The sequence below is a fragment of the Microbaculum marinum genome (assembly GCF_037855135.1).
Classification (GTDB): domain Bacteria; phylum Pseudomonadota; class Alphaproteobacteria; order Rhizobiales; family Tepidamorphaceae; genus Microbaculum; species Microbaculum marinum.
The window spans coordinates 25381-47388 of sequence record NZ_JAZHOF010000004.1; the positions used below are offsets into that span (position 1 = coordinate 25381).

Annotated in this window: 17 protein-coding genes; 1 reads left to right on the forward strand and 16 read right to left on the reverse strand. The window is 66.8% G+C overall.

Translation table 11 applies throughout. The features are described 5' to 3' along the window. Positions 1-117: 117 nt before the first annotated feature. Positions 118-1950, reverse strand: coding sequence for a hypothetical protein (locus tag V3328_RS10155; RefSeq protein ID WP_340329539.1), 1833 nt, complete (start codon positions 1948-1950; stop codon positions 118-120). A gap of 151 nt (positions 1951-2101) precedes the next feature. Between V3328_RS10155 and V3328_RS10160 the strand changes: the two genes are divergently transcribed. Further along, positions 2102-3103 carry a hypothetical protein gene (locus V3328_RS10160; protein WP_340329540.1) on the forward strand — a complete coding sequence of 334 codons (1002 nt, stop codon included), beginning with the start codon at positions 2102-2104 and terminating at the stop codon, positions 3101-3103. Positions 3104-3109: 6 nt separating this feature from the next. Here V3328_RS10160 and V3328_RS10165 read toward each other — a convergent pair whose 3' ends face one another. From V3328_RS10165 to mraY, 15 genes are all read right to left on the reverse strand, one after another. Next, on the reverse strand, positions 3110-3577 hold the full coding sequence (locus tag V3328_RS10165) for a DUF3828 domain-containing protein (RefSeq protein WP_340329541.1): 468 nt from the start codon (positions 3575-3577) through the stop codon (positions 3110-3112). A gap of 109 nt (positions 3578-3686) precedes the next feature. Further along, positions 3687-5813: an NAD-dependent DNA ligase LigA gene (ligA, locus tag V3328_RS10170; RefSeq protein WP_340329542.1), complete on the reverse strand. Its 2127-nt coding sequence runs from the start codon at positions 5811-5813 to the stop codon at positions 3687-3689. A 2-nt stretch (positions 5814-5815) separates the two neighbouring features. Next, positions 5816-7489, reverse strand: a complete 1674-nt coding sequence (recN, locus tag V3328_RS10175) for a DNA repair protein RecN (RefSeq protein WP_340329543.1) — start codon at positions 7487-7489, stop codon at positions 5816-5818. Positions 7490-7496: 7 nt separating this feature from the next. Continuing rightward, positions 7497-8378, reverse strand: coding sequence for an outer membrane protein assembly factor BamD (locus V3328_RS10180; RefSeq protein WP_340329544.1), 882 nt, complete (start codon positions 8376-8378; stop codon positions 7497-7499). A 219-nt stretch (positions 8379-8597) separates the two neighbouring features. After that, on the reverse strand, positions 8598-9542 hold the full coding sequence (gene lpxC / locus V3328_RS10185) for a UDP-3-O-acyl-N-acetylglucosamine deacetylase (RefSeq protein ID WP_340329545.1): 945 nt from the start codon (positions 9540-9542) through the stop codon (positions 8598-8600). Between the two features lie 320 nt (positions 9543-9862). Continuing rightward, positions 9863-11545 carry a cell division protein FtsZ gene (ftsZ, locus tag V3328_RS10190; protein ID WP_340329546.1) on the reverse strand — a complete coding sequence of 561 codons (1683 nt, stop codon included), beginning with the start codon at positions 11543-11545 and terminating at the stop codon, positions 9863-9865. 80 nt (positions 11546-11625) lie between these two features. Beyond that, complete coding sequence (ftsA, locus tag V3328_RS10195; protein ID WP_340329547.1) at positions 11626-12951, reverse strand: cell division protein FtsA; 1326 nt, start codon at positions 12949-12951, stop codon at positions 11626-11628. Then, entirely contained in the window at positions 12948-13913 is a 966-nt protein-coding gene (locus tag V3328_RS10200) for a cell division protein FtsQ/DivIB (RefSeq protein WP_340329548.1), read from the reverse strand. Before V3328_RS10200 ends, ftsA begins: the two co-directional genes overlap by 4 nt. After that, a complete protein-coding gene (locus tag V3328_RS10205; protein WP_340329549.1) occupies positions 13901-14821 on the reverse strand; it encodes a D-alanine--D-alanine ligase in 921 nt (306 codons plus the stop codon). Before V3328_RS10205 ends, V3328_RS10200 begins: the two co-directional genes overlap by 13 nt. After that, a complete protein-coding gene (gene murB, locus V3328_RS10210; protein WP_340329550.1) occupies positions 14818-15765 on the reverse strand; it encodes a UDP-N-acetylmuramate dehydrogenase in 948 nt (315 codons plus the stop codon). The genes V3328_RS10205 and murB overlap by 4 nt, the downstream gene beginning before the upstream one ends. Continuing rightward, complete coding sequence (gene murC, locus V3328_RS10215; RefSeq protein WP_340329551.1) at positions 15762-17192, reverse strand: UDP-N-acetylmuramate--L-alanine ligase; 1431 nt, start codon at positions 17190-17192, stop codon at positions 15762-15764. The genes murB and murC overlap by 4 nt, the downstream gene beginning before the upstream one ends. Continuing rightward, positions 17189-18352: an undecaprenyldiphospho-muramoylpentapeptide beta-N-acetylglucosaminyltransferase gene (gene murG / locus V3328_RS10220; RefSeq protein ID WP_340329552.1), complete on the reverse strand. Its 1164-nt coding sequence runs from the start codon at positions 18350-18352 to the stop codon at positions 17189-17191. The genes murC and murG overlap by 4 nt, the downstream gene beginning before the upstream one ends. Beyond that, entirely contained in the window at positions 18349-19503 is a 1155-nt protein-coding gene (gene ftsW, locus V3328_RS10225) for a putative lipid II flippase FtsW (RefSeq protein ID WP_340329553.1), read from the reverse strand. The genes murG and ftsW overlap by 4 nt, the downstream gene beginning before the upstream one ends. After that, complete coding sequence (gene murD / locus V3328_RS10230; RefSeq protein WP_340329554.1) at positions 19503-20906, reverse strand: UDP-N-acetylmuramoyl-L-alanine--D-glutamate ligase; 1404 nt, start codon at positions 20904-20906, stop codon at positions 19503-19505. The genes ftsW and murD overlap by 1 nt, the downstream gene beginning before the upstream one ends. 13 nt (positions 20907-20919) lie before the next feature. Then, positions 20920-22005 carry a phospho-N-acetylmuramoyl-pentapeptide-transferase gene (gene mraY / locus V3328_RS10235; protein WP_340329555.1) on the reverse strand — a complete coding sequence of 362 codons (1086 nt, stop codon included), beginning with the start codon at positions 22003-22005 and terminating at the stop codon, positions 20920-20922. Between the last annotated feature and the right edge of the window lie 3 nt (positions 22006-22008).

A 22008-nucleotide genomic window follows, 5' to 3' on the forward strand; every position in this document is an offset into this window, starting at 1 on the left:
CTAGCAGCCGGAGGCCGGTTCGTCTTGAACAGGATTGCTGTGCGGGCAGCCCGGGCGCCCGGCCGCGCCGGACGCCCGCTTCATCTGCTGCACCTGCAGTCTCGGTTGAGGGCCGGACTACGGCTGCGCAGGGGCCGGCGTGATCACGTAGGAGGTGATCGGTCCGATACCGACCGGCTCTTCGGAATAGGCGAAGATCTGACCGCACCAGCTGGCCTCACGGCCGGCGCCGCTGCAGTCGATGGGCGCGTGAGTGGCGGGGGTGAGCTTGTTGACCCCGAGCGGATACGGTGGCGCGGAATCGAGCTTGAATACGTAGAGTTCGCCGGTGTTGTCGATGAAGCTCAACGGGCACTGGTCGAGGTTCTCCGGCAGAATGGACAACCCGATGCTCGCGTAGTCCGGATTGACGTCCCGGTTCGGCACCAACGTGCATATGCCGTATTTGGTGAACCGGACGGCGTTCTTCTTGGAGTATCCGAAGTTGACATTGATCGGCGGCGCCGCCGGTTTCGGATTGGGCAGGCCGTTGGTGCCGCCGACCGCGATGATGAAGCCCGTTCCCTCCGCCTGGAGATTCCCGACGGCGTCGTCGACCGAATAGGCGTACACGTTTGGCGCGTTGATGTAGCCCTTGCCGTGGATGAGCTGGACATAGGGATCGAACTGACCGTTCGGCCAGTACTGAAGCTTGTCGAAGATGTTCTTGGTGGCGTGAAACCGGGCGCTACCCTTCGCGGCGTAGCCGGGTGTGTTCTCGAGCAGATTGATCGTCGGGTCCGCGCAGTTCTGGTTGAACGGCGTGAAGCCATAGACCTGCTGAATGAGAACCTCTTCGGTCAGCGCGATCGGCTTTTTGCTTGTATCGCAGTTCTTCGGATAGATGCTGACATAGTTTTTGTAGTTCGCGATGAACATTTCGCGCACAGTCTGGATATTCTGGCAGTAGGTCGATCCGCTGCTCGGTTTGATGCACTTGTTCCACTTGGCGGTGATGTCGTCCACCGGCGGCCAGGGCGGCGGCGTCATGTCCGGATCGCCAGCGAAGATGTGCAGGAGCGAGGGGACCTTGAGGATCTTTTCGCCCTGATTGTCGATGAACTGCGGCCAGCCGGCGTAGGGCGACTTCTTCGCAGTGAACTTGTTCAGTGCGGCGCGGAAATCCGATATCGGCTGCGGCGTCCCGACATAGCCGACCTGGGCAATCGGCGGCAGCATCGTGTTGTAGGGAGTGATCGCGGCCGGGAGATAGGCCGTATCGACGTATGAGATGTCGATGTCGACGTTCTGCGGGTCGAGGGTGACGGGGTCGGTGGTCTGATTGATCGCCCCCATGGTGTATTCGGTCAGCTGGGAGGGCTCGTTGTTCTTGAAGCCTCCGCCGGTGTCGCGGAAGACGATCAGCTCGTCCTTGCAGCCATCGCAAGTGGGGACCTGCGTATTCAGGATGGGGCTGGCGACCGTCTGGGTGGGCCGGTTGGTGTAGAGTTGCGTCAGGGCAACCGGCGGCTTGCCTGACGCGGCCGGCGCGTCGAAGATCTCGATCCGGCCGCCGCCCCACCAGTCGACGAACTGGTCCGTCTTCGTGGGATCTACCTTCCGGTTCGGCACCAGCTGAGTGAACAGCGGCACCGAAAGGGTGATGGACTTGCCGGGCGGGATGCCCTTGCCGGTCGGGTCTACATAGAAGCGGAAGCTGTTCAGCTTGGGATAGGGATTCTTCCCCATCTGGTCCTTCGGAACCATGAACCAGGCCTGCAGCCACAGGCTGCTGTTCGAGGTGCCAGTCGTCAGAACCGGATATATGTTGGTGTCCGGCGTGTTGTTGTAGATCTTGACCGTCATCACCGGCACCGGCGATGCAGCCATTGCCGACGGCGCGAGCGGCGCACCGGAAGCCAGAGCCACTGCAGTCAGAACACCGAGCGCACGCCGCGCCAAATCGGCCATCGCAAGTCCCTTTCCGGTAACGGATTCTGGAGGCCGCACCGTATCGCCCAATATTGTTCGCCGGCCGGGAAATCTTTGTCATTTCCAATGGAAATTCCGCTGGAAGCAGATACCTTCGTCAGCGTCCCTCGACCATGGACAGGAACCTCGGGTGCCACGGGATATCGATCGCAAACTGCGTGCAACCGCAGCGCTGCTCGGTGCGGCGACCTGCAAGGATCTGGCGGCAGAATTCCGGCGCGTGAACCCCAATACCGTGTTCGAGGTGTCGCGAGCCTACAAGTGGCTTCAGGGACGGGCACAGCCCCGGGATGCGAGGCTCTACCAGGATTGGGCCCGCGTAATCGACCTCGGCCGGCCGGGCTCCTGGATTTCCGACTGCACGTTCGAGGAGTTCGTCGAGGCCGTCCGTGCGCGACTTGGCCACGATCCCGACGCCGTGCGGGGCTGGGGCGACCCCTCCGGCAGGATTGCGGCGGATGTGCCGGGCGATTCGGGATCCTCCCTCGCGGGAACCTACGTGTGCTATTCGCACGCGTGGTCGCCGTATTTCTCGGGACGCATCATCAGAGGCGAACTGTCCATCGCGCAGCGCACCGGTCCAGGCAATCTGTTCGCATGCCTGTCCGAGTGCCTTCCCACGGGCACCGCCCGCCTCGAGGGACAAGCGACCATGGCCGGCTCCAGCCTGTTCATGCACATGCGCGAAACGGGTGGGCTCAGGCACGTGTTCTTCAGCCTGTTCGCTCCCACGCCTCCCGTCAGCGTCCTGGCCGGCCTGATGTGCGGAACGACGATCATCGATCCGGAGGCGCGACCGTCGGCGACCCGGATCGTCATGATCCGCCTGCCCGCCCCCAGCGGACGTCTGCGGTCGGAGGTGGCTTATCTGGCCGAAGACACTTCGATAGCCGCCGATCTGATGTCGCTCGGTGCCTCCATCGCCGACCCCGCGACGGCGGACACGCAGCTGACCGCATTCCTGGCCGGCGGCCGGGGCGGCGGCCTCGACCAGATCTCGGCCGCAGCCTACCGGGGGCTGGTCGACATCTTCGATCCCGCCTGGCTCGGACCGCTCCCGCCACCGCGGCGGGCGCCAGAGACGTTGGAATATCCGGTAACCGCTGCTGACGCGAAGGCGGCGGGATTGTAGCGGGCGTCAGCCGCCGTTCAGGAGGCTGGTCAACTTCCAGTCCGTATCGGCTCCGACCGTCTCGATCTCGTCGATCCGCCAGCGGCCGGATTCCTTCACGAAGGAATACCGGTATTCGCGCGGTTCCCCGAAATTCAGAAACCGCACGTCGAGATGCGCCTCGTCGCCACTCACCTGAGGCTTGCCGATCTGCAGGTCGGTAACCTGGAAATCCTGCCCGTCGACGAACACATCGAAGTCGAGCAGCCCGATCCCGTCGCTCTCGATCCGCTGATCTTCTTCCGCCAGCAGCGCCTGCAGCCGCGCGGAGAATATCTCGCGCATGCCCGGATCGGCCGGCGAAATGCCGAGGCCCTGCCCTTCGTAGGTGGCGTAGATCGATCGGACGACCTGGTCGGGCGTCTCCTGCGCGACCGCACCTCCGGAGAAGAGTAACGCCGCAAGCAGGCCAAAGGAAGCAAGGAGCCGACGCATGATGTACCTCAGACTATTCTGATGCCGCCAGTACAATCTGCCATGATTCTTGACTGATCGACATGCGGCTGGTTGCCCCGTCAGAACAACCGGCATGCGACGTGCAGACCTAGCCGGCCCCGATCCGTTCCAGCCAGGCATCCTCGTCGATGACTTCGATACCGAGTTCGGTCGCCTTCTTCAGCTTTGACCCGGCGCCCGGACCCGCGACGACCAAGTCGGTCTTCGACGACACCGAACTCGCCACCTTGGCGCCGAGGCGCTCGGCCATCGCCTTGGCCTCGTCGCGGGTGAACTTTTCAAGCGAGCCGGTGAAGACGACGGTCTGCCCCGAAACGGGGGAGTCGACGCCGCGCACCAGTTCCGCCTGCTTCGGCGTCGCACCTTCGAGCAGGGCGTCGATAACCTTCTCGTTGCGGGGCTCGCCGAAGAACTCGACCAGCGCCTCGGCGACGGTCTCGCCGATGCCGTCGATCGACAGGAGATCCTGGAAGGCCTCGGATTCCGGCCCCTCCCCGGCTGCCCTCATCGCCGAGCGGAATGCGTCGAAGGTGCCATAATGCCGGGCCAGCAGCTTGGCGTTGGTCTCCCCGACATGGCGGATTCCGAGGGCGAAGATGAAGCGGTGCAGGTCGATATTGCGGCGGTCGTCGATGGCGGCAAACAGGTTCCTGACCGACGTCGCGCCCCAGCCCTCGCGATCCTTGAGCTTCTTCAGGGCCTCCTTGTCGCGCGCCTCCAGCGTAAAGATGTCGGCCGGCGTCGCGATCAGGCCGTCCTCGTAGAAGGCCGTGACCTGCCTGGCGCCGAGCCCCTCGATGTCGAACGCGTTGCGGGAGACGAAGTGGATGAGCTTCTCGACCGCCTGCGCCGGGCAGATCAGGCTGCCGGTGCAGCGGCGGACGGCGTCCTCCTTGCCGGTGCGCGGATTGATCTCGCGGACCGCATGCGAGCCGCAGACCGGGCACTTGTCAGGGAACCGGTAGGGCACCGCGTCCTTCGGACGCTTCTCGAACACGACGCCGAGAATCTGCGGAATGACGTCGCCGGCGCGCTGCAGGATGACGGTGTCGCCGATGCGCACGTCCTTGCGGGCGATTTCGTCCTCGTTGTGCAGGGTGGCATTGCGGACGACGACGCCGCCGACGGTGACCGGCGTCAGCTTGGCGACCGGCGTCAGGGCGCCGGTTCGGCCGACCTGGATCTCGATGTCCTCGAGCACGGTCATCGCCTTTTCTGCAGGAAACTTGTGCGCGATCGCCCAGCGCGGACTGCGCGACACGAAGCCGAGCCTGGTCTGCCAGTCGAGCCGGTCGACCTTGTAGACCACCCCGTCGATGTCGTAGCCGAGGCTCGCGCGGCCCTCCTCGATCTCCCGGTAAAAGTCCATGACCTCGGCGACCGACTTTACCGTCCGCATCAGCGGGTTCGTGGGCAGGCCCCATTCGCGCAACGCCTCGTAGACGCCCCACTGGGTATCCGCCGGCAACGGTCCGGTCTCGCCCCAGGCATAGGCGAAGAACTTCAACGGCCGCGACCTGGTGATGTTCGGATCGAGCTGCCTCAAGGACCCGGCCGCGGCGTTGCGCGGATTGGCGAAGAGCGGCTTGCCGTCCGCCTCCTGGCGGGCATTCAGGCCCTCGAAGTCGGCGTGGCTCATGTAGACCTCGCCGCGTACCTCGAAAACGTCGCCGTAGCCCTTGCCCTTGAGGCGGACAGGGACGTCATCGATGGTCCGGATGTTGGCGGTGACGTCCTCGCCCTCCTCGCCGTCGCCGCGGGTCGCTCCCTGCACGAAGACGCCTTTCTCGTAGCGCAGCGACGCCGACAGGCCGTCGATCTTGGGTTCGGCGGTCAGCACCACCGCAGCATCGTCGTCGAGCTTCAGGAAGCGGCGGATGCGATCCACGAACGCTGCGACGTCTTCTTCATCGAAGGCATTGTCGAGCGAGAGCATCGGCACCCGGTGCCGGACCTTGGCAAATTTCTCGGAGGGGGAAGCGCCGACCCTGAGCGACGGGCTGTCGGGGCGCACCAGGTCGGGAAAGGCCGTCTCGATTGCGGTATTGCGCTGGCGTAGCGCATCATACTCGGCGTCGGAGACGCTCGGGGCGTCCTCCTGATAGTAGCGCCGGTCGTGTTCGCCGATCTCGTGGGCGAGCCGCTCCAGTTCGGCCGCCGCCTGCTCCAGCGTCAGGTCCTCGACGGCGCTGGAGCTCTTCCTTCCCCCGGCCATGCTCACTCCGCTCCCGCCAGCAGCTTGCCCGCGGCGGCGCGGGCCTCGTCGGTCACGGTCGCGCCCGCCAGCATGCGCGCGATCTCCTCGCGCCGCCGCGTCGGATCGAGCGGATCGACGCGCGTCACGACCTCGTCTGATGATCTGGCCCCGCCGTCCTTGCGGATCAGCAGATGGCGGTCGGCACGGGCGGCGACCTGTGGCGCGTGGGTGACCGTCAGCACCTGAACCCGATCCGCCAGGCGCTGGAGACGCACGCCGATCGCATCTGAGACGGCGCCGCCGACGGCGGTGTCGATTTCATCGAAGACCAGCGTCGGAGCGCTGCCCTTGTCGGCCAGCGCCACCTTCAGCGCCAGCAGGAAGCGCGACAGCTCGCCGCCCGAAGCGACCCTGAGCAGCGGGCCCGGATGAGTTCCGGGATTGGTCTGCACCCAGAACTGGACCCGGTCGCGGCCGTGCGGGCCGTCCTGGCCGGCATCCGTCTCGATGCGGGTCTCGAAGCGTGCCCGTTCCAGCTTCAGCGGCGCCAGCTCCGCCATCACCGCCCTGTCCAGCGCCTGGCCGGCTCTGGCACGGCCGGCGCTCAGTTTGGCGGCGGCGGCAGCATAGGCGTCGCGGGCCTTGCCTGACGCGGCTTCCAGTTCGGCGACGCGTTCGCCACCGGTCTCGATCCCGGCCAGCGCCGCACGCATCCGCTGGCGGACGCCGGGAAGGTCGTCGACGCCCACCTGGTGCTTGCGCGCCGCCGCCCGCAAGGCAAACAGCCGCTCCTCGGCGCTCTCCAGGTCGCGCGGGTCGAACGAGGCTTCCTCCAGCGCGCGGTCGACGGTGGTGCGGCTGTCCTCGAGCGCATTGAGCGCCGCCGTCAGCGCCGCCACGACCGGATCGAGAAGCTCCGGCAGGTCGGCCGCTCGCCGCTCCAGGCGCCTCAGCGCCGCCGAAAGGAGCGGCACCGGCGATCCGTTGCCGCCGACCGACTCGCCGGCCTCCTTGAGCTCCTCGCTGAGCTTCTCGGCCTGCATCATGATCTTCCGGCGCTCGGCCAGGTGCGCCTCCTCGCCGGCTGCCGGATCGAGCGCGTCGAGCTCCTCCAGCGAATGGGCGAGATAGTCGCGCTCGGACGCCGAGGTCTCCAGTGCGGCTCGCGCCTGGTCGAGATCCGCTTGCACTTGCCGCCAGACGCTCCAGGCGGCTCCGGTAGCGGCGACAGCGCCTTCCAGGCCGCCGAACGTGTCCAGCAGATCCCGATGGGCTGCGGGATCGACCAGTGCACGGTCGTCGTGCTGTCCGTGGATCTCGACGAGAGACGCGCCGAGCCTCGACAGGAGCTGTACGCTTGCGGGCTGGTCGTTGACGAAGGCGCGGGTGCGACCGTCCGCGGACTGGACGCGGCGCAGGATGAGGTCGCCGTCGGTCTCGAATCCGTGTTCTGTCAACAGCGTGCGAGCGGGATGGTCGCGTCCGACGTCGAAGACCGCCGTCACCTGCCCCCGATCGGCGCCCCGGCGCACAAGGGCGGCGTCGCCGCGCCCGCCGAGTGCCAGCGACAGGGAATCCAGCAGGATCGATTTACCGGCGCCAGTCTCGCCGGTGAGCGCGCTCAGGCCCGATTCGAATGCAATGTCGAGCTTGTCGATGATGACGATGTCGCGGATCGACAGGGCGACGAGCATTGCCCGATCACAGCGAACCGGTACTGGTGCGGAACAGCTTGCTCAGCCACGAGCCCTCGTTGACTTCCGGTTCGTAGCCGCCCGACGACAGCAGCGCGTAGGAGTCCTTGTACCAGGGACTGTCGGGGTAGTTGTGGCCGAGGATCGCCGCCGACGTCTGGGCTTCGGACACCAGACCCAGCGAATAGTAGGCCTCGGTCAGCCGGTGCAGCGCTTCCTCGATGTGGCGGGTCGTCTGGTAGTCGCTGACCACCGTCTTGAAGCGATTGATGGCGGCCAGATACTGATGCTTGTTGAGGTAGTAGCGGCCGATCTGCATTTCCTTGCCGGCGAGCTGGTCGCGCGCCAATTCGAGCTTGCCGCGTGCCTCGACCGCGTATTCGGATTCCGGATACTTCTCGATCAGCTCGCGATAGGCGACAGCCGCCTTCTCGGAGCGGGCCTGGTCGCGGCCGACGTCGGCAATCTGGTTGTAATAGGACTCGGCGATCAGGAACTGGGCGTAGGCTGCGTCTTCGCTGCCCGGATAGAGCGTCACGTAGCGCCTGGCCGACGTGATCGCGTCGGAATAGCGCTCCGATTCGTAGTTGGTGTAGGCCGACATGATCAGCGACTTGCGGGCCCATTCCGAATAGGGATGGATGCGCTCGACCTCGTCGAACTTCTCCGCCGCCTCCCGCATCGCGCCGGAATTAACGAGAATCAGGCCCTCGTTGTAGAGCACCTCGGCGGGTTCTTCCTCGATGACCGCATATTCGTCCTCGTTCTTGGAGAACAGGCTGTTGCACGCGGTTATCGACAGGCCGACGGCGACCAGCACGGCAAGGCGCAAGGCCTTGCCGCCCACCGAGGTACCCGCTTCGACGGTAGTTCCATTACTCAAACGCATGAGATCTCTTCGGCTCAGTCCAAATCGTGTCGCGCCCGGCAGATGGCGCGGACGGCGCGGACTGTAGCCCAACACCGCTTCCTAAACCAGTTTGGCTGACGCCTGATTCAAGCGAATTTGTGGCGGTGAGCCGAGGGCCGAGCCGACCGCGTGTCGGGCGGCCGAATTCGCCCGCGCGATACGGAGAAACCGCAAAATCCGAAGACCGGGGCAAACCCGTCAGGAAACGTCCGGTCCGAGCGCGGCGGCCGGCAGCATGGCGCCGACATCGGCCTGCGTCGCCTCGCGGCGGGCCGGCACGGTCGACCATTCCCAGGCGCTCTTGTCGGACAGCAGAGCCTCGACCATGGCACAGTTCAGCCGGTGGCCACCACGGTAGCTGCGGTAGTGGCCGAGGACCGGCGCGCCGGCCAGCGTCAGATCGCCGATCGCGTCGAGCACCTTGTGGCGCACGAACTCGTCCGCGAAGCGCAGGCCTTCCGGGTTGACGATCTGGTCGTCGCCGATCACCACGGTGTTCTCAAGCGAGGCACCGAGCGCATAGCCGTTGGCCCATAGCTGCTCGACGCTCGACATGAAGCCGAAGGTGCGGGCGCGGGCCAGGTCGCGGGCGAAGTCGCCGCTCTCGGCATCGTAAACATAGGCCTGGCGGCCGATAATGGCATCGGCGAAATCGATCTCCACCTCGAAGCGGCGGCTGTCGCAAGGCATCAGTTCGCCGACCGCATCGCCGATCTGCACCCGCACGGGCTTGAGCACCTTGATGTAGCGGCGGCGCGCCGGCTGCCGGCGAATGCCGACCTGCCTGATCGCATCGACGAACGCCTCGGCGCTGCCGTCCATGATCGGCACTTCGTCGCCGTCGATCTCGACGATGATGTTGTCGATGCCAAGACCGCCGATCGACGCCATCAGGTGCTCGACCGTCGCGATCGACCCGGCCTGGGTGCTTCCCAGGACGGTGCTCAGCGCGGTCGCCACGACGAAGCGGTGCGAGGCCGGGACTTCGATATCCGCAGCCGCCTCATCGGTATTCTTGAGGAAGATGATGCCGGTGTCGGGTTCCGCCGGATGCAGCGTCACCGTGGACGACGCCCCGCAATGAACCCCAACGCCACTCAGAGAAACGCGATCGTTAATAGTGGTCTGCGAATGCGCTTTCATTTGTCCCGCGCTTCTTGGTCCGGGACATCCGCCCCCGCGGTGTATGCCCCGAACTTGCGTTCAACCCTGATCGGCTCGCACAATCGTTTCGGTCAAACACAGGCGTTGTCGCCGCCCGCTGGTTGGCCGTACCACAATGAACGAGAGCCTGCTGGCTGAACCCCCTTTGTCCGCCGGGATTATTACTGGCGCGCCACAACTGGACCAAATCACGCTTTTTTACGGTCTGTTACGCGTACGCCCGGGTTTGTAACAATCCCGGAAATCGGAGGCCCGGCCATATCCGGCGGCCGGGCCTCCGAGCATTCTGAAGCCACCGTTCAGTTGGCCTGACGCCGCAGAAACGCTGGGATTTCGTACTGGTCATCGTCCACCGCGGCAGGCCGGCGAGGCGCGTTGGCGACCTGCGGCGCATGCCTCGGCTGTTCCGGCTGAGCGGGGCGCTGGGGCCGCTTCGCGTATTCGGAAACCGGCGGCTCCACCGCACGCGGTTCCGCGACCGGCCGCTCGTCGTGTTCCGATTCGCCCGAATCATCGCGACGGCCCAGGCCGACGGACGCGAGTCGCTGGAACAGCCCCGGACGGCGACGCTCGTCGCCGTGCTCATGCTCGGCCGCCGCGCGCGCCCGCATCTCCTTCTGGGCGATCAGGGGAAAGTCCTCGATCTGCGGCATGCGCGGCTGCTGATGCTCGGGGCGAGCCGCAGCCGGGGGCACGAACGCCTGCTCGTAGTCGGCCGTCGGTGCCTGCGGCCGGGGCTCTTCCCGGGCCGGGACCTGCGGCGCCGCGGGCGGCTCCATGCGGCTGATCTGGACACCCGCGTCGCGAACCGGCGCGGGAGCCGGCGCCGCCGGCGCCTGCTGACGCGCAACCGGTGCCGGTTCGGCGGGCGGCGCGACGGGCGCCGGCGCCGGCGCCTCTACCGGCTCCTCAACCGCGGATGCAACGGCGGCCTGCGCCGCACGCGCGGTGCGGGCCCGCAGGCGCGCGGTCAGATCGCTGATGGTGTCCTCCGCCGTCCGCTCGATGACGGTCGCCTCCTGGTCGATGCCGGTCGCCACGACCGACACGCGGATGACACCCTCGAGGCTCTCGTCGAACGTGGCGCCCAGGATGATGTTGGCGTCCGTGTCGACTTCCTCGCGAATGCGGGTCGCCGCCTCGTCGACCTCGAACAGCGTCAGGTCGTTGCCGCCGGTGATCGAGATCAGCAGGCCGCGGGCGCCACGCATGGAGGTCTCGTCGAGCAGCGGGTTGGCGATTGCCGCCTCGGCGGCCTGGATGGCGCGCTTGTCGCCAGTCGCCTCGCCGGTACCCATCATCGCCTTGCCCATGGCACGCATGACGGCGCGCACGTCGGCGAAGTCGAGGTTGATCAGACCTTCCTTGACCATCAGGTCGGTGATGCAGGCGACGCCGGAGTAGAGCACCTGGTCAGCCATCCCGAACGCCTCGGCGAAGGTCGTCTTCTCGTTGGCGATGCGGAACAGGTTCTGGTTCGGAATCACGATCAGCGTGTCGACGCACTGCTGCAGGCTCTCGATGCCCCTCTCCGCGACCATCATGCGGCGCTTGCCCTCGAAGTCGAAGGGCTTGGTGACGACGCCGACGGTGAGGATGCCCATGTCGCGTGCGGCCTGTGCGATGACGGGCGCCGCGCCGGTCCCGGTGCCGCCGCCCATGCCGGCCGTGATGAACACCATGTGCGAGCCGGACAGGTGATCGTTGATCTCGTCGGCGGCCTCCTCGGCGGCGGCGCGGCCGACCTCGGGCTGGGAGCCCGCACCAAGCCCTTCGGTGATCGCCACGCCCATCTGGACGATGCGCTCCGCCGACGACGTGGTCAGCGCCTGCGCGTCGGTGTTGGCAACGACGAATTCCACGCCCTGAAGGCCGGATTCGATCATGTTGTTGACGGCATTGCCGCCGGCGCCGCCGACACCGAACACGGTTATCTTTGGCTTCAGCTCGGTGAGATCGGGCATCTTGAGGTTGATGGTCATGGCGTCCTCGTGTCTCTAACTCTCGTTGCTACGCCCGACTCCGGGCAGTTACGTCGCGTATCCGCCCCGGAAGGCGACCCCTAAAAACTATCTCTTATCCAGCTTCCGACGCGGGCCAGATAGCCGTCGCCGGAGGCGGCAAGCCCCGCGCCGCGGGCGCCACGATCATGGCGTTCGATGCCGGCGAGCTGGGGATAGACGAGCAGCCCGACGGTCGAGGCGAAGGCCGGACCGCGACCGGAGTCGGGCAGACCGGACACCCCCAGCGGCCGGCCGATCCTGGCCTTGAAGCCGATGATCCGCTCCGCCAGTTCGACGACCCCGGGAAGCTGGCTGGCACCGCCGGTCAGCACCGCGCGCTCTCCGGCGAGCGCGCTGAACGGTGTTGCACGCAGGCGGTCCCGAACCAGTTCGAGGATCTCCTCGACGCGCGGCCGGATGATATCCGTGACGACGGAGCGGGGCACCTGGTTGGCGCCTGGAACCTCGCCCTCCCCGACCAGCGGGACGGAGATCATGTCGCGATGGTCGGAGCCGGCGCCGATGGCGCTGCCATACAGGGTCTTGATGCGCTCGGCGGCCTCGATCGAGGTGGAGAGGCCGCGCGCCAGGTCCATCGTGACGTGATGGCCGCCCAGGGCGATCGCATCCGTGCACACGAACCGCCCGTAGGCGAAGACGCCGAAGGTGGTGGTGCCGCCGCCCATGTCGATGCAGGCCGAACCGAGCTCGAGTTCGTCGCCGGACAGTGCAGCCAGACCCGACGCGTATGGACTGGCCACCACGGACTCGACCGTCAGATGACTGCGCTCCACGCACAGCACCAGGTTGCGCACGGGCGCGGCCTGAGCGGTAACCAGGTGCATGTCGATACCGAGCTGGCGGCCGACCATGCCGCGCGGATCACGGATGCCGCCGTTCTCATCCAGGGAGAACGCGATCGGCAACGAATGCAGCACGACCCGTTCGGCCTGGACGGTGTGGGCACGCCCGGCGTCGAGCACGCGGCGGATATCCGCGTCGCTGACCGAATCCCCCGAGACGGCGACCTTGGCCGCGAAGTGGTCGCTGGCCAGCCGGCCTGCCGAGGCGTTGACGACAACGCTCTCCACCGTGACCCCGGCCATGCGTTCGGCGGCGTCGACGGCGAGACGGATGGCGCGTTCGGCCGCTTCCATGTCGACGATAGCGCCGCGCTTGACGCCGGTGGCGCGCTGGTGGCCGACGCCGATCACCTCGATGGAGTGGGTGCGGTCGGCGCCCTCCACGCCTTCACGCTGCGGGCGCAACCGGGCGATCAGGCAGCAGATCTTGCTCGAGCCGATGTCGAGGACGGCGACCGTCTGGGAGCGTCCGGCAGGCAACGGCCTGGCGCGCGGCAGCCAGTGGGTGCTACGCGAATTCATGTGTCCTGCCCTTTCCGCACACTAGACCCACCCCGCGACTTGATCGTGGCGTCGCGCTGGACCGCAGCCTGTTCCGACAGGCGGACGACGACACGATCGTTCAAGCGAAGATCAACCAGAACGATATCCCGGGCCATCAGGCCCTTCTCGGACGACAGCTCGTCGAGGGCGAGCAGCGCCTCCTCGGCGCCGGTCTCCGGCAGGCGGACCTCGATGCCGTTGTCGAGCACCAGGTTCCAGCGCCTGTCGGCGACACGGACGGCTGCGCGCAGCCGAGTGGAGACCGACGGGTGCGGCCGGATCAGGGCCATCAGCTCGTCGACGCGCCTGTTGGCGCCGGTGCCCACCACCAGGGGCAGGCCGGCGAAGCGCTGGTCGCTGAGTTCGCCGATCACTTCTCCGTCACGGTCGATCATCGAAATGATGCCGCCGAGCTGCCACAGCGCGTAGGCCTCCCGCTCCACCAGATCGATGTGCAGCGTGCCCGGGAACAGCTTCTGCACCGTCGCGCTCTTGACCCAGGCGATATCGGACAGGCGCCGACGCGCCCACTGGGCGTTGAATGTCAGCAGCGAGGTATCCTCGCCGATTTCCAGGCCGCGCAGGACGTCGCTCTCGTGAACTTCCTCCTGCCCGGAGATCACGACCGTCCGAATGCCGAAGCCGGCCCGGGCCGTGACGTAATCGGCCGCGACGAAGGCGGCGTGGCGCATCGAGTCGAGGTGCCCCCCAAGAACGGCACCGTAGATGCCGACGGCGGCGAACAGTGCTGCGGTGGAATAGAGACCGACCCGGCGCGGCGGCGTCCAGCCCTCAAACGGCGCGATCAGGCGTGCGGCCAGGCCCCGGCGAGCCGGACGGCGCGGCGGCAGATTGGTGTACAGAATACGGCGCCGGCCGCCTGCTGCGCCGGCCGCCTCGCCTTCCGCCACTTTTCGCAGGCCCAGGCCTAGCGATCGCACGATGCGTCCTCCACCATCCAGCGAACCAGTGCGCCGAACGAATGTCCGGCATGGGCCGCCATTTCGGGCACCAGAGACGTTTCGGTCATGCCCGGTTGCGTGTTGACCTCGAGGCAAACCAGCCCCGAAGCCCCTTCGGCACGATCGTCGTAACGGAAGTCCGCCCTTGTAACGCCGCGACAGCCGAGAACCTGATGCGCCAGTAGCGCCAGCTTCCGCACCTCTTGGTAAATATTTGGTTTAATTTCCGCCGGCAGGATGTGTTTCGACCCGCCAGGCCTATATTTTGCGTCGTAATCGTAAAAGCCCTGGGTGGGCACGATATCGATGACGCCGAGCGCCGTGTCGCCCATCACGGCGCAGGTCAGTTCCTTGCCCTCGACGAATCGCTCGACGAGCACATCCTCGCCGTAGGCCCAGTCCGCCGCGTAGAGCTCCTGCGGCGGATGCTGCTGGTCCTCGCGGACGATGAAGACGCCGAAGCTCGATCCCTGCGCCTCCGGCTTGATGACGTAGGGCGGCTCGTAGACATGGGCCTCGGCGGCCTGCAGCCGCCTGACGACCTTGCCCTCCGCGATGGGAATGCCGGCGGCCTGGAAGATCGTCCGGGAATGCGCCTTGTGCATGGCAAGCGCGGAGGCGAGCACGCCGGAATGGGTGTAGGGGATGCCGAGGATTTCCAGCAGTCCCTGCACGGTGCCGTCCTCGCCGTAGGGGCCATGCAGGGCGTTGAAAGCAACATCTGGCTTGAGATCGGCCAGCACCCGGGCGAGATCCCGGTTCACGTCGACCCGGGTGACGCGGTAACCCTCGCCTTCCAGCGCATCGGCGCAGGCCTTACCCGACGACAGACTGACCGGCCGCTCCGCGGACCACCCGCCCATCAGCACGGCGACGTGCTTCGTCATGCCGCGTTTCCCCCTTCAGCCTGGCCGGCCGGCACCCCGATCCGCCTAATTTCCCAATGCAGTTCGACGCCGCTCGTCTCCCTGACCCTGGCGCGCACGGTTTCGCCCAAGGCCTCGATGTCGGCGGCGGTGGCGTCGCCGGTGTTGATCAGGAAGTTGCAGTGCTTCTCGGAGACCTGCGCGCCGCCGAGCCTCAGTCCGCGGCAGCCCGCCGCATCGATCAGTTGCCAGGACTTGCCGCCGGGGGGGTTCTTGAAAGTCGAGCCGCCGGTGCGGCTCTTGATCGGCTGCGAGGCTTCGCGGCGCTCGGTGATGGAGTCCATCTCGGCGGCGATCTCGTGCGCCTTCCCCGGCCGGCCCTGGAACAGGCCTTCGGTGAAGATCCAGTCCTCCGGGGCGCCGGAATGGCGATAGGTCATGCCGAGTTCTTCGACGGAGGCGATGTGGATGTCGCCGCCCCGGTCGACGGCGCGGACCTCGATCAGCGCATCCCTCGTCTCGCCGCCATAGGCGCCCCCATTCATGCGCAAAGCCCCGCCGATCGAGCCGGGGATGCCGCGGAAGAATGCCAGGCCGGCGATGCCGGCATCGGCGGCGGCACGGGCGACCTTGACGTCTGGCATCGCAGTGCCGGCGCGGACCCGGCAGTCTTCCTCGACCGTGATCGTGCCGAAGCCGCGCCCCAGCCGGATGACCACTCCCGGCACGCCGCCATCGCGCACGATCAGGTTGGAGGCAAGCCCGATGACGGTCACGGGCAAGCCGGGATCGACGTTCTTCAGGAAGTAGGCCAGGTCTGCCTCGTCCTCCGGCGTGAACAGGACCTGGGCCGGCCCGCCGACCCGGAACCAGGTGATCGGCGCCAGCTCGGCATTGGCGCGCAGGCGTCCCCGCAGCTCCGGCAGCCGCGCCTTCAGGTCCTCGACGATGTCGGGAAAGCTCATGTCGCGTCTCCCGCTCCCAACGCCTCCAGTTGCGCCGGCAGAGAGTAGGCCCACTGGCTGATCGATCCGGCGCCCAGGCAGATCACGATGTCGCCGGGCCGCACGGTCGACGCGATCTCGCCGGCCAACGCATCGGGCCCGGACAGCGCACGGGCGTCGGGATGTCCTCTCGCCTTCAGGCGGCCCACCAGTCCGTCCCTGGTGGCGCCCGATATCGGGCTCTCTCCCGCCTCGTAGACATCGGCGATGTAGACGGTATCGGCATCGCCGAAGCAGCCGGCGAATTCGTCGAACAGGCTGGAGAGGCGGGTGTAGCGATGCGGCTGCATCACCGCGACGACGCGACCCCGCTCGCCGCCCTGGCTCCGCGCGGCGTCCTCGACCGCGCCGCGGGCAGCCTGCAGCACCGCCGCGATCTCGACAGGATGGTGGCCGTAGTCGTCGTAGATGCGCACTCCGTTCCATTCGCCGACGAAGGTGAAGCGCCGCTTCACGCCGCCGAATCCGGCCAGCGCCGCCCTGACGACATCCGGCGAAATGCCGATCCTGCGCGCCACTGCAATCGCGGCAGTGGCGTTCAGCGCGTTGTGGCGTCCGGGCATCGGCAGCGTCAGGCCGTCGATCCGCTCCTCGCCATCGACCACGGAGAAGGTGGTGCCGGTCCCCTCGTGGGAGAAATCAACGAGGCGCACGTCGGCGTCCGGGCTCTCGCCGTAGGTGACAACCTTGCGGTCGAAGATTCCCGGCAGCACCTCGCGGACGGTCGGGTGGTCGACGCACATCACCGCGAAGCCGTAGAACGGCAGGTTCATCACGAAGGCATGGAAGGCATGCTTGATGGCGTCGAAGGTCTTGAAGTGGTCGAGATGCTCCGGGTCGATGTTCGTGACGATGGCGATCTCGTTCGGGAACCGGAGAAAGGAGCCGTCGGACTCGTCCGCCTCGACGATGATCCACTCGCCGTTGCCGAGCCGCGCGTTCGAGCCCCAGGCGTTGATGATACCGCCGTTGACCACGGTCGGGTCGTAGCCGCCACTTTCGACCAGCGTCGCCATCATCGTTGTGGTGGTGGTCTTGCCGTGCGTGCCGGCGATCGAGATGCCGCGATTGCCGCGCATCAGCTCGGCCAGCATTTCCGAACGGTGAATGACCGGGATGCCCCGCTCGCGCGCGGCAATCAGTTCCGGATTGTCGGCCTTGATGGCTGTCGATACCACCACGACGCCGGCGTCGCCGAGATTGCCTGCCTCGTGTCCGACATGGACGCTCGCCCCCTTGTCGCGCAGGCGCTGGACATTGGCGTTGTCGGAGATGTCGCTGCCCTGCACGGCATAGCCCTGGCCGAGCAGGATCTCGGCGATGCCGCTCATGCCGATGCCGCCGATGGCGATGAAATGGATCGGTCCTGTCTCGCCGGGCGATTTCATGCGGCGCTCGCCCCGGCGGTTTCCGCCGGCATCGGCCGGCCCTCGGCGAGCGCCTCGACGACGTCGGCAAGCGTCTCTGCGGCGCGCGGATTGCCAACCGCACTGGCGGCTTGCGCGGCATTGGCCAGCATCTCGGGAGCGTCCATCCGCGCCGCAAGCTCTTCGGCGAGCCTGTGCGGCGTGAAGGCCGGCTGGGGCAGCAACCAGCCGCCCTTGGCCTGTGCCAGTGCGGTGGCGTTGAGGAGCTGATCGTTGTCGATCGCGTGCGGCAGCGGCACCAGAACCGCCGGCCGGCCGATCACCGCAAGCTCGGCGACCGTGGACGCGCCCGACCGGCAGACGACCAAGTGGGCATCGGCGATGCGCTGCGGCAGATCGCTGAAGAACGGCGCTAGTTCGGCGTCTATCCCTATCGCCTCGTAGGCCGAACGTACCCGCTCGATGTCTTCCTCCCGGCATTGCTGGACGAGGACGAGACGGCCGCGATGGGCCTCGTCGAGGCGGGCGATGGCGCCCGGCACCACGTCGGAGAATATCCGGGCGCCCTGGCTGCCGCCGAAGACCAGCAGGCGGAAGTCGCCGTAGGGCTGCGGCGGGTCGTACGGCGCCACGACGTCGAGGACGGCCGCGCGTACCGGCGCGCCGGTCCGCACCGCCTTGCCGGCGTTCTTCTCGCCCAGCATGTGGACCTTCGGAAAGCTCGTCGCCACGGCATCGACCCGGTCGGCGAGCAGCCGGTTCGCCCGCCCCATAACGGCGTTCTGGTCGTGGATGATCGTCTTCACGCCGCCACCACCAAATCCGGGCAGGCTTGCAGCAATGACCGGCGACAGCGTCGGATAGCCGCCGAAGCCGACGACCACCTTCGGCTTCAGCCGGCCGATCAGTAACCAGGCACGCATCACGCCGATGCCGAGAACCCACGACGTCTTGAGATAGGTCAGCGGGTTGCCGCCGCGCACAGTCGCGGCCGGGATGATGTGCATCTTCTCGGCGGGGAACCTGCCGCCGTACCGGTCGCCGCGCTCATCGGTGACGAGGTCGACCCGCCAGCCGCGCGCTATCAGCACCTCGGCCAGCGCCTGCGCCGGGAACAGGTGCCCTCCCGTGCCGCCCGCGGCGAGCAGGATGAGTCCGCGCGAACCGGATGCGGTCGTCATTCCGCCGGCACTCCGACCGGGCCGGTCAACTCCGTCAATACCGGCTTGGTCTGCGGCCGCCGCCGCGTCAGCCCGAGCACCATGCCCATGCCGTAGGCAAGCGACAGAATCGACGATCCGCCATAGGAGATGAACGGCAGCGTCATGCCCTTGGCGGGCATGAGATGCAGGTTGACGGCCATGTTTATGGCCGACTGCAGGCCGAACAGCACGATCAGACCCGTCACCGACAGGCGCAGGAACGGATCCCGCTCCCTGAGAGCATGAGCCAGCCCTCGCAGAACCACGAAGGCGAAAGCGGCAACCAGGATTAGGCACACGACAATCCCGAATTCCTCCGCCGTTACCGCGAAGATGAAGTCGGTGTGGGAATCCGGCAGGCTCTGCTTGACGGTGCCCTCCCCGGGGCCGCGGCCAAGCCAGCCCCCGCGGACGAAGGATTCGATGGCAGTGTCGATCTGGAACGTGTCGCCGGACTCGGGATCGAGGAAGCGGTCGATACGCTCGCGCACGTGAGGGACCATGGCGTAGGCCGCAGCAATTCCGCCGACGCCCAGTCCGCCGAGCGCGATGATCCAGAGCCACGACATTCCTGCGGCAAAGAACAGCGCGCCCCAGACCAGCACGGCCAGCATCGTCTGACCGAAGTCGGGCTGCGGCACCAGAAGCCCGACGAAAGCCGCCAGCATCAGCACAGCGAGCATGTTGCCCGGCATGTCGGGCCGCTTGATGCGTTCGGAAAACGCCCAGGCCACAAGCACGACAAAGGCCGGCTTGACGAATTCCGAGGGCTGCAGGACGAAACCCGCGATCGAGATCCAGCGTCGTGCGCCTTTCACTTCGGCCCCGAACTGCAGCGCCAGTACCATCAGGCAAAGCCCGGCGATGAAGACGACGAGTGCGCTGCGGCGGATCTGGCGCGGGTCCATGAGCGAGACCCCGATCATCAGCGCGACAGCCGGGACGACGAAGATGGCGTGGCGCTTGACGAAGTGGAAACTGTCGAGGCCGAGCCGGTCGGCGACGGGGGGGCTGGCCGCCAGCGACAGGACGAGACCGCCGAGGATCAACGCCAGGACGGCGCCGAGCAGGACCTTGTCGACGGTCCACCACCAGCGCGCGATCACCCGTTCATCGGTGCGCGAGAACATCAGGCGGCCTCCCTTGCGATAATCGATATGCCGTCGAGTCCGGCGACGAGGCTTCGAAAGGCATCGCCGCGCGCTTCGAAGTCCGGGAACTGGTCGAACGATGCACAGGCCGGCGCGAGCAGAACGGTGGGCTCCGGCGCGGGATCTGCATCCGCGGCGCGGGCCGCCGCGGCAACGGCCGTGGCGAGATCGCCGCAGTTGTCGTGCGGCACCTCACCGCCCAGGGTCGCTGCGAACTCGGCTGCTGCCTCGCCGATCAGGAATGCCCTGCGGACCTTCGGGAAGTAGTCCCGCAGCGGCTCGATGCCGCCGGCCTTCGGGCGCCCCCCGGCGATCCAGTAGACAGTCTCGAAGCTTGCTAGAGACCGTGCCGCTGCGTCGGCGTTGGTCGCTTTGGAATCGTTGATGAACAGCACACGGTCGCGACGACCGACGATCTCCATGCGGTGCGCGAGGCCGGGGAAACTGGCCAGTCCGGCGGCGATCTGTGCAGCGCTCAGGCCAAGCGCCAGCACTGTCGCCACGGCAGCCGCCGCGTTCTGCGCGTTGTGCTCGCCGCGCAGGGATTCGATCCCGGCAAGGTCGGCGATGGTCTCCTCCCGAGCGTTTCCCGCAAGCACGATGCTCGATCCGCGCGCGAACACGCCCTCGGAAAGGTCGGAGGTAGCCGACACCCGCGTGACCGCTTTGCCGCGTGCTCCGGCAGCGTCCGCGATGCGCCGCGTCCAGTCGTCGTCGACGGCGATCACTGCGGTATCCGCATTCTCCGCGATGCGCGACTTGATCGCCGCGTAGTTTTCCATGGAGCCATGCCGGTCGAGATGGTCCGGCGTCACGTTGAGGAGCAGTCCCACGGTCGGATCCAGCGTGGGCGTCAGGTCGATCTGATACGACGACATCTCCAGCACGTAGGCGCGTTCGCCGTCGAACGGCTCGAGCCCCAGAACCGCCTTGCCGATATTGCCGCCAACGGAAACCGACCGACCGGCCGAGCGGAGCAGATGCCCGATCAGTGCGGTCGTCGTCGACTTGCCGTTGGTGCCGGTGACGGCGACCACCGGGGCGTTCGGGTTGCGAGCGCCACGCTCGCGAAAGAAAAGTTCGGTGTCGCCGATGATTTCGACGCCGGCATCGTTTGCCCGCTCGACCGTCCAGTGCGGCTTCGGATGGGTCAAGGGAACCCCCGGCGACAGCACCAGTGCATCGAATGCGGACCAGTCCGCCTGGCGCAGATCGGAGACCGGAAAGCCCTGCTCGCGCGCCTCGTCCGCTTTCGGCCCGGAATCGTCCCATGCCACCACCGTCGCCCCGCCCGCCATCAGCGCGCGCACGGCATCGAGCCCCGATCGGGCGAGGCCGAACACGGCGACCGTGCGGTCCTTGAAGGTCGTGACGGGGATCACCGTGTCACCTCGCTTACCGCAACTTCAGGGTCGACAGGCCGATCAGCGCCAGCACGACCGATATGATCCAGAAGCGGACGACGATCTGCGGCTCCTTCCATCCGAGTTGCTCGAAATGGTGGTGCAGCGGCGCCATACGGAACACGCGCTTGCCGGTCAGCTTGAAGGAGACGACCTGGACGATCACCGAGACCGCCTCGAGCACGAAGAGGCCGCCGACGATGGCCAGCACGATCTCGTGCTTGATGGCAATGGATATCGACCCCAGCATGCCACCGAGTGCCAGCGATCCGGTGTCGCCCATGAAGATCGAGGCGGGCGGCGCGTTGAACCACAGGAAGCCCAGGCCGGCGCCGATCATCGCGCCGCAGAGAACGGCGAGCTCGCCCGTTCCCGGCACGAAATTGATCTGCAGGTAGTCGGAGAAGACGGCGTTGCCGACCAGATAGGATATGACGCCGAACGATGCCGAGGCGATCATCACCGGCACGATGGCGAGCCCGTCGAGCCCGTCGGTGAGGTTCACCGCATTGCCGGCCCCGACGATGATGAAGGCGCCGAACACGACGAAGCCCCAGCCAAGGTCGATCAGAAAATCCTTGAAGAACGGGAAGGCCAGCGACGTCGAGAACGGCGGCGAGCCGACGCGCGACACCGCGTACACGGCGAGGCCCGCGATAACCGCCTCCAGAAGCAGCCGCTCGCGGCCGCCGAAGCCCTTCGCCGACGTCTTGGTGATTTTCAGATAGTCGTCGTAGAAGCCGATCAGTCCGAAGCCGACCGTCACGCCGAGCACGATCCAGACATACGGATTGGTAAGGTTACCCCACAGGAGCGTGGCGACCAGGAACCCGGTGAGGATCATCAGGCCTCCCATGGTCGGGGTGCCCTGCTTGGTGATCAGGTGACCTGCCGGCCCGTCGGGGCGGATCGGCTGGCCGCGGCCCTGACGCACGCGCAGCGAACGAATGATCCAGGGGCCGAACAGGAACACGAACGCAAGCGCCGTCATCATCGCGCCGCCGGTGCGGAACGTGATGTACCGGAACACATTGAGCAACGGAAATGCTTCGCCGAATTCGCCGATAAGGTACAACATGCC

Excerpts from the sequence above, each read along its gene's own strand:
- V3328_RS10155 (WP_340329539.1), bottom strand. The coding sequence starts at position 1,950 with ATGGCCGATTTGGCGCGGCGTGCGCTCGGTGTTCTGACTGCAGTGGCT.
- V3328_RS10165 (WP_340329541.1), bottom strand. The coding sequence starts at position 3,577 with ATGCGTCGGCTCCTTGCTTCCTTTGGCCTGCTTGCGGCGTTACTCTTC.
- ligA (WP_340329542.1), bottom strand. The coding sequence starts at position 5,813 with ATGGCCGGGGGAAGGAAGAGCTCCAGCGCCGTCGAGGACCTGACGCTG.
- recN (WP_340329543.1), bottom strand. The coding sequence starts at position 7,489 with ATGCTCGTCGCCCTGTCGATCCGCGACATCGTCATCATCGACAAGCTC.
- V3328_RS10180 (WP_340329544.1), bottom strand. The coding sequence starts at position 8,378 with ATGCGTTTGAGTAATGGAACTACCGTCGAAGCGGGTACCTCGGTGGGC.
- lpxC (WP_340329545.1), bottom strand. The coding sequence starts at position 9,542 with ATGAAAGCGCATTCGCAGACCACTATTAACGATCGCGTTTCTCTGAGT.
- ftsZ (WP_340329546.1), bottom strand. The coding sequence starts at position 11,545 with ATGACCATCAACCTCAAGATGCCCGATCTCACCGAGCTGAAGCCAAAG.
- ftsA (WP_340329547.1), bottom strand. The coding sequence starts at position 12,951 with ATGAATTCGCGTAGCACCCACTGGCTGCCGCGCGCCAGGCCGTTGCCT.
- V3328_RS10205 (WP_340329549.1), bottom strand. The coding sequence starts at position 14,821 with ATGACGAAGCACGTCGCCGTGCTGATGGGCGGGTGGTCCGCGGAGCGG.
- murB (WP_340329550.1), bottom strand. The coding sequence starts at position 15,765 with ATGAGCTTTCCCGACATCGTCGAGGACCTGAAGGCGCGGCTGCCGGAG.
- murC (WP_340329551.1), bottom strand. The coding sequence starts at position 17,192 with ATGAAATCGCCCGGCGAGACAGGACCGATCCATTTCATCGCCATCGGC.
- murG (WP_340329552.1), bottom strand. The coding sequence starts at position 18,352 with ATGACGACCGCATCCGGTTCGCGCGGACTCATCCTGCTCGCCGCGGGC.
- ftsW (WP_340329553.1), bottom strand. The coding sequence starts at position 19,503 with ATGTTCTCGCGCACCGATGAACGGGTGATCGCGCGCTGGTGGTGGACC.
- mraY (WP_340329555.1), bottom strand. The coding sequence starts at position 22,005 with ATGTTGTACCTTATCGGCGAATTCGGCGAAGCATTTCCGTTGCTCAAT.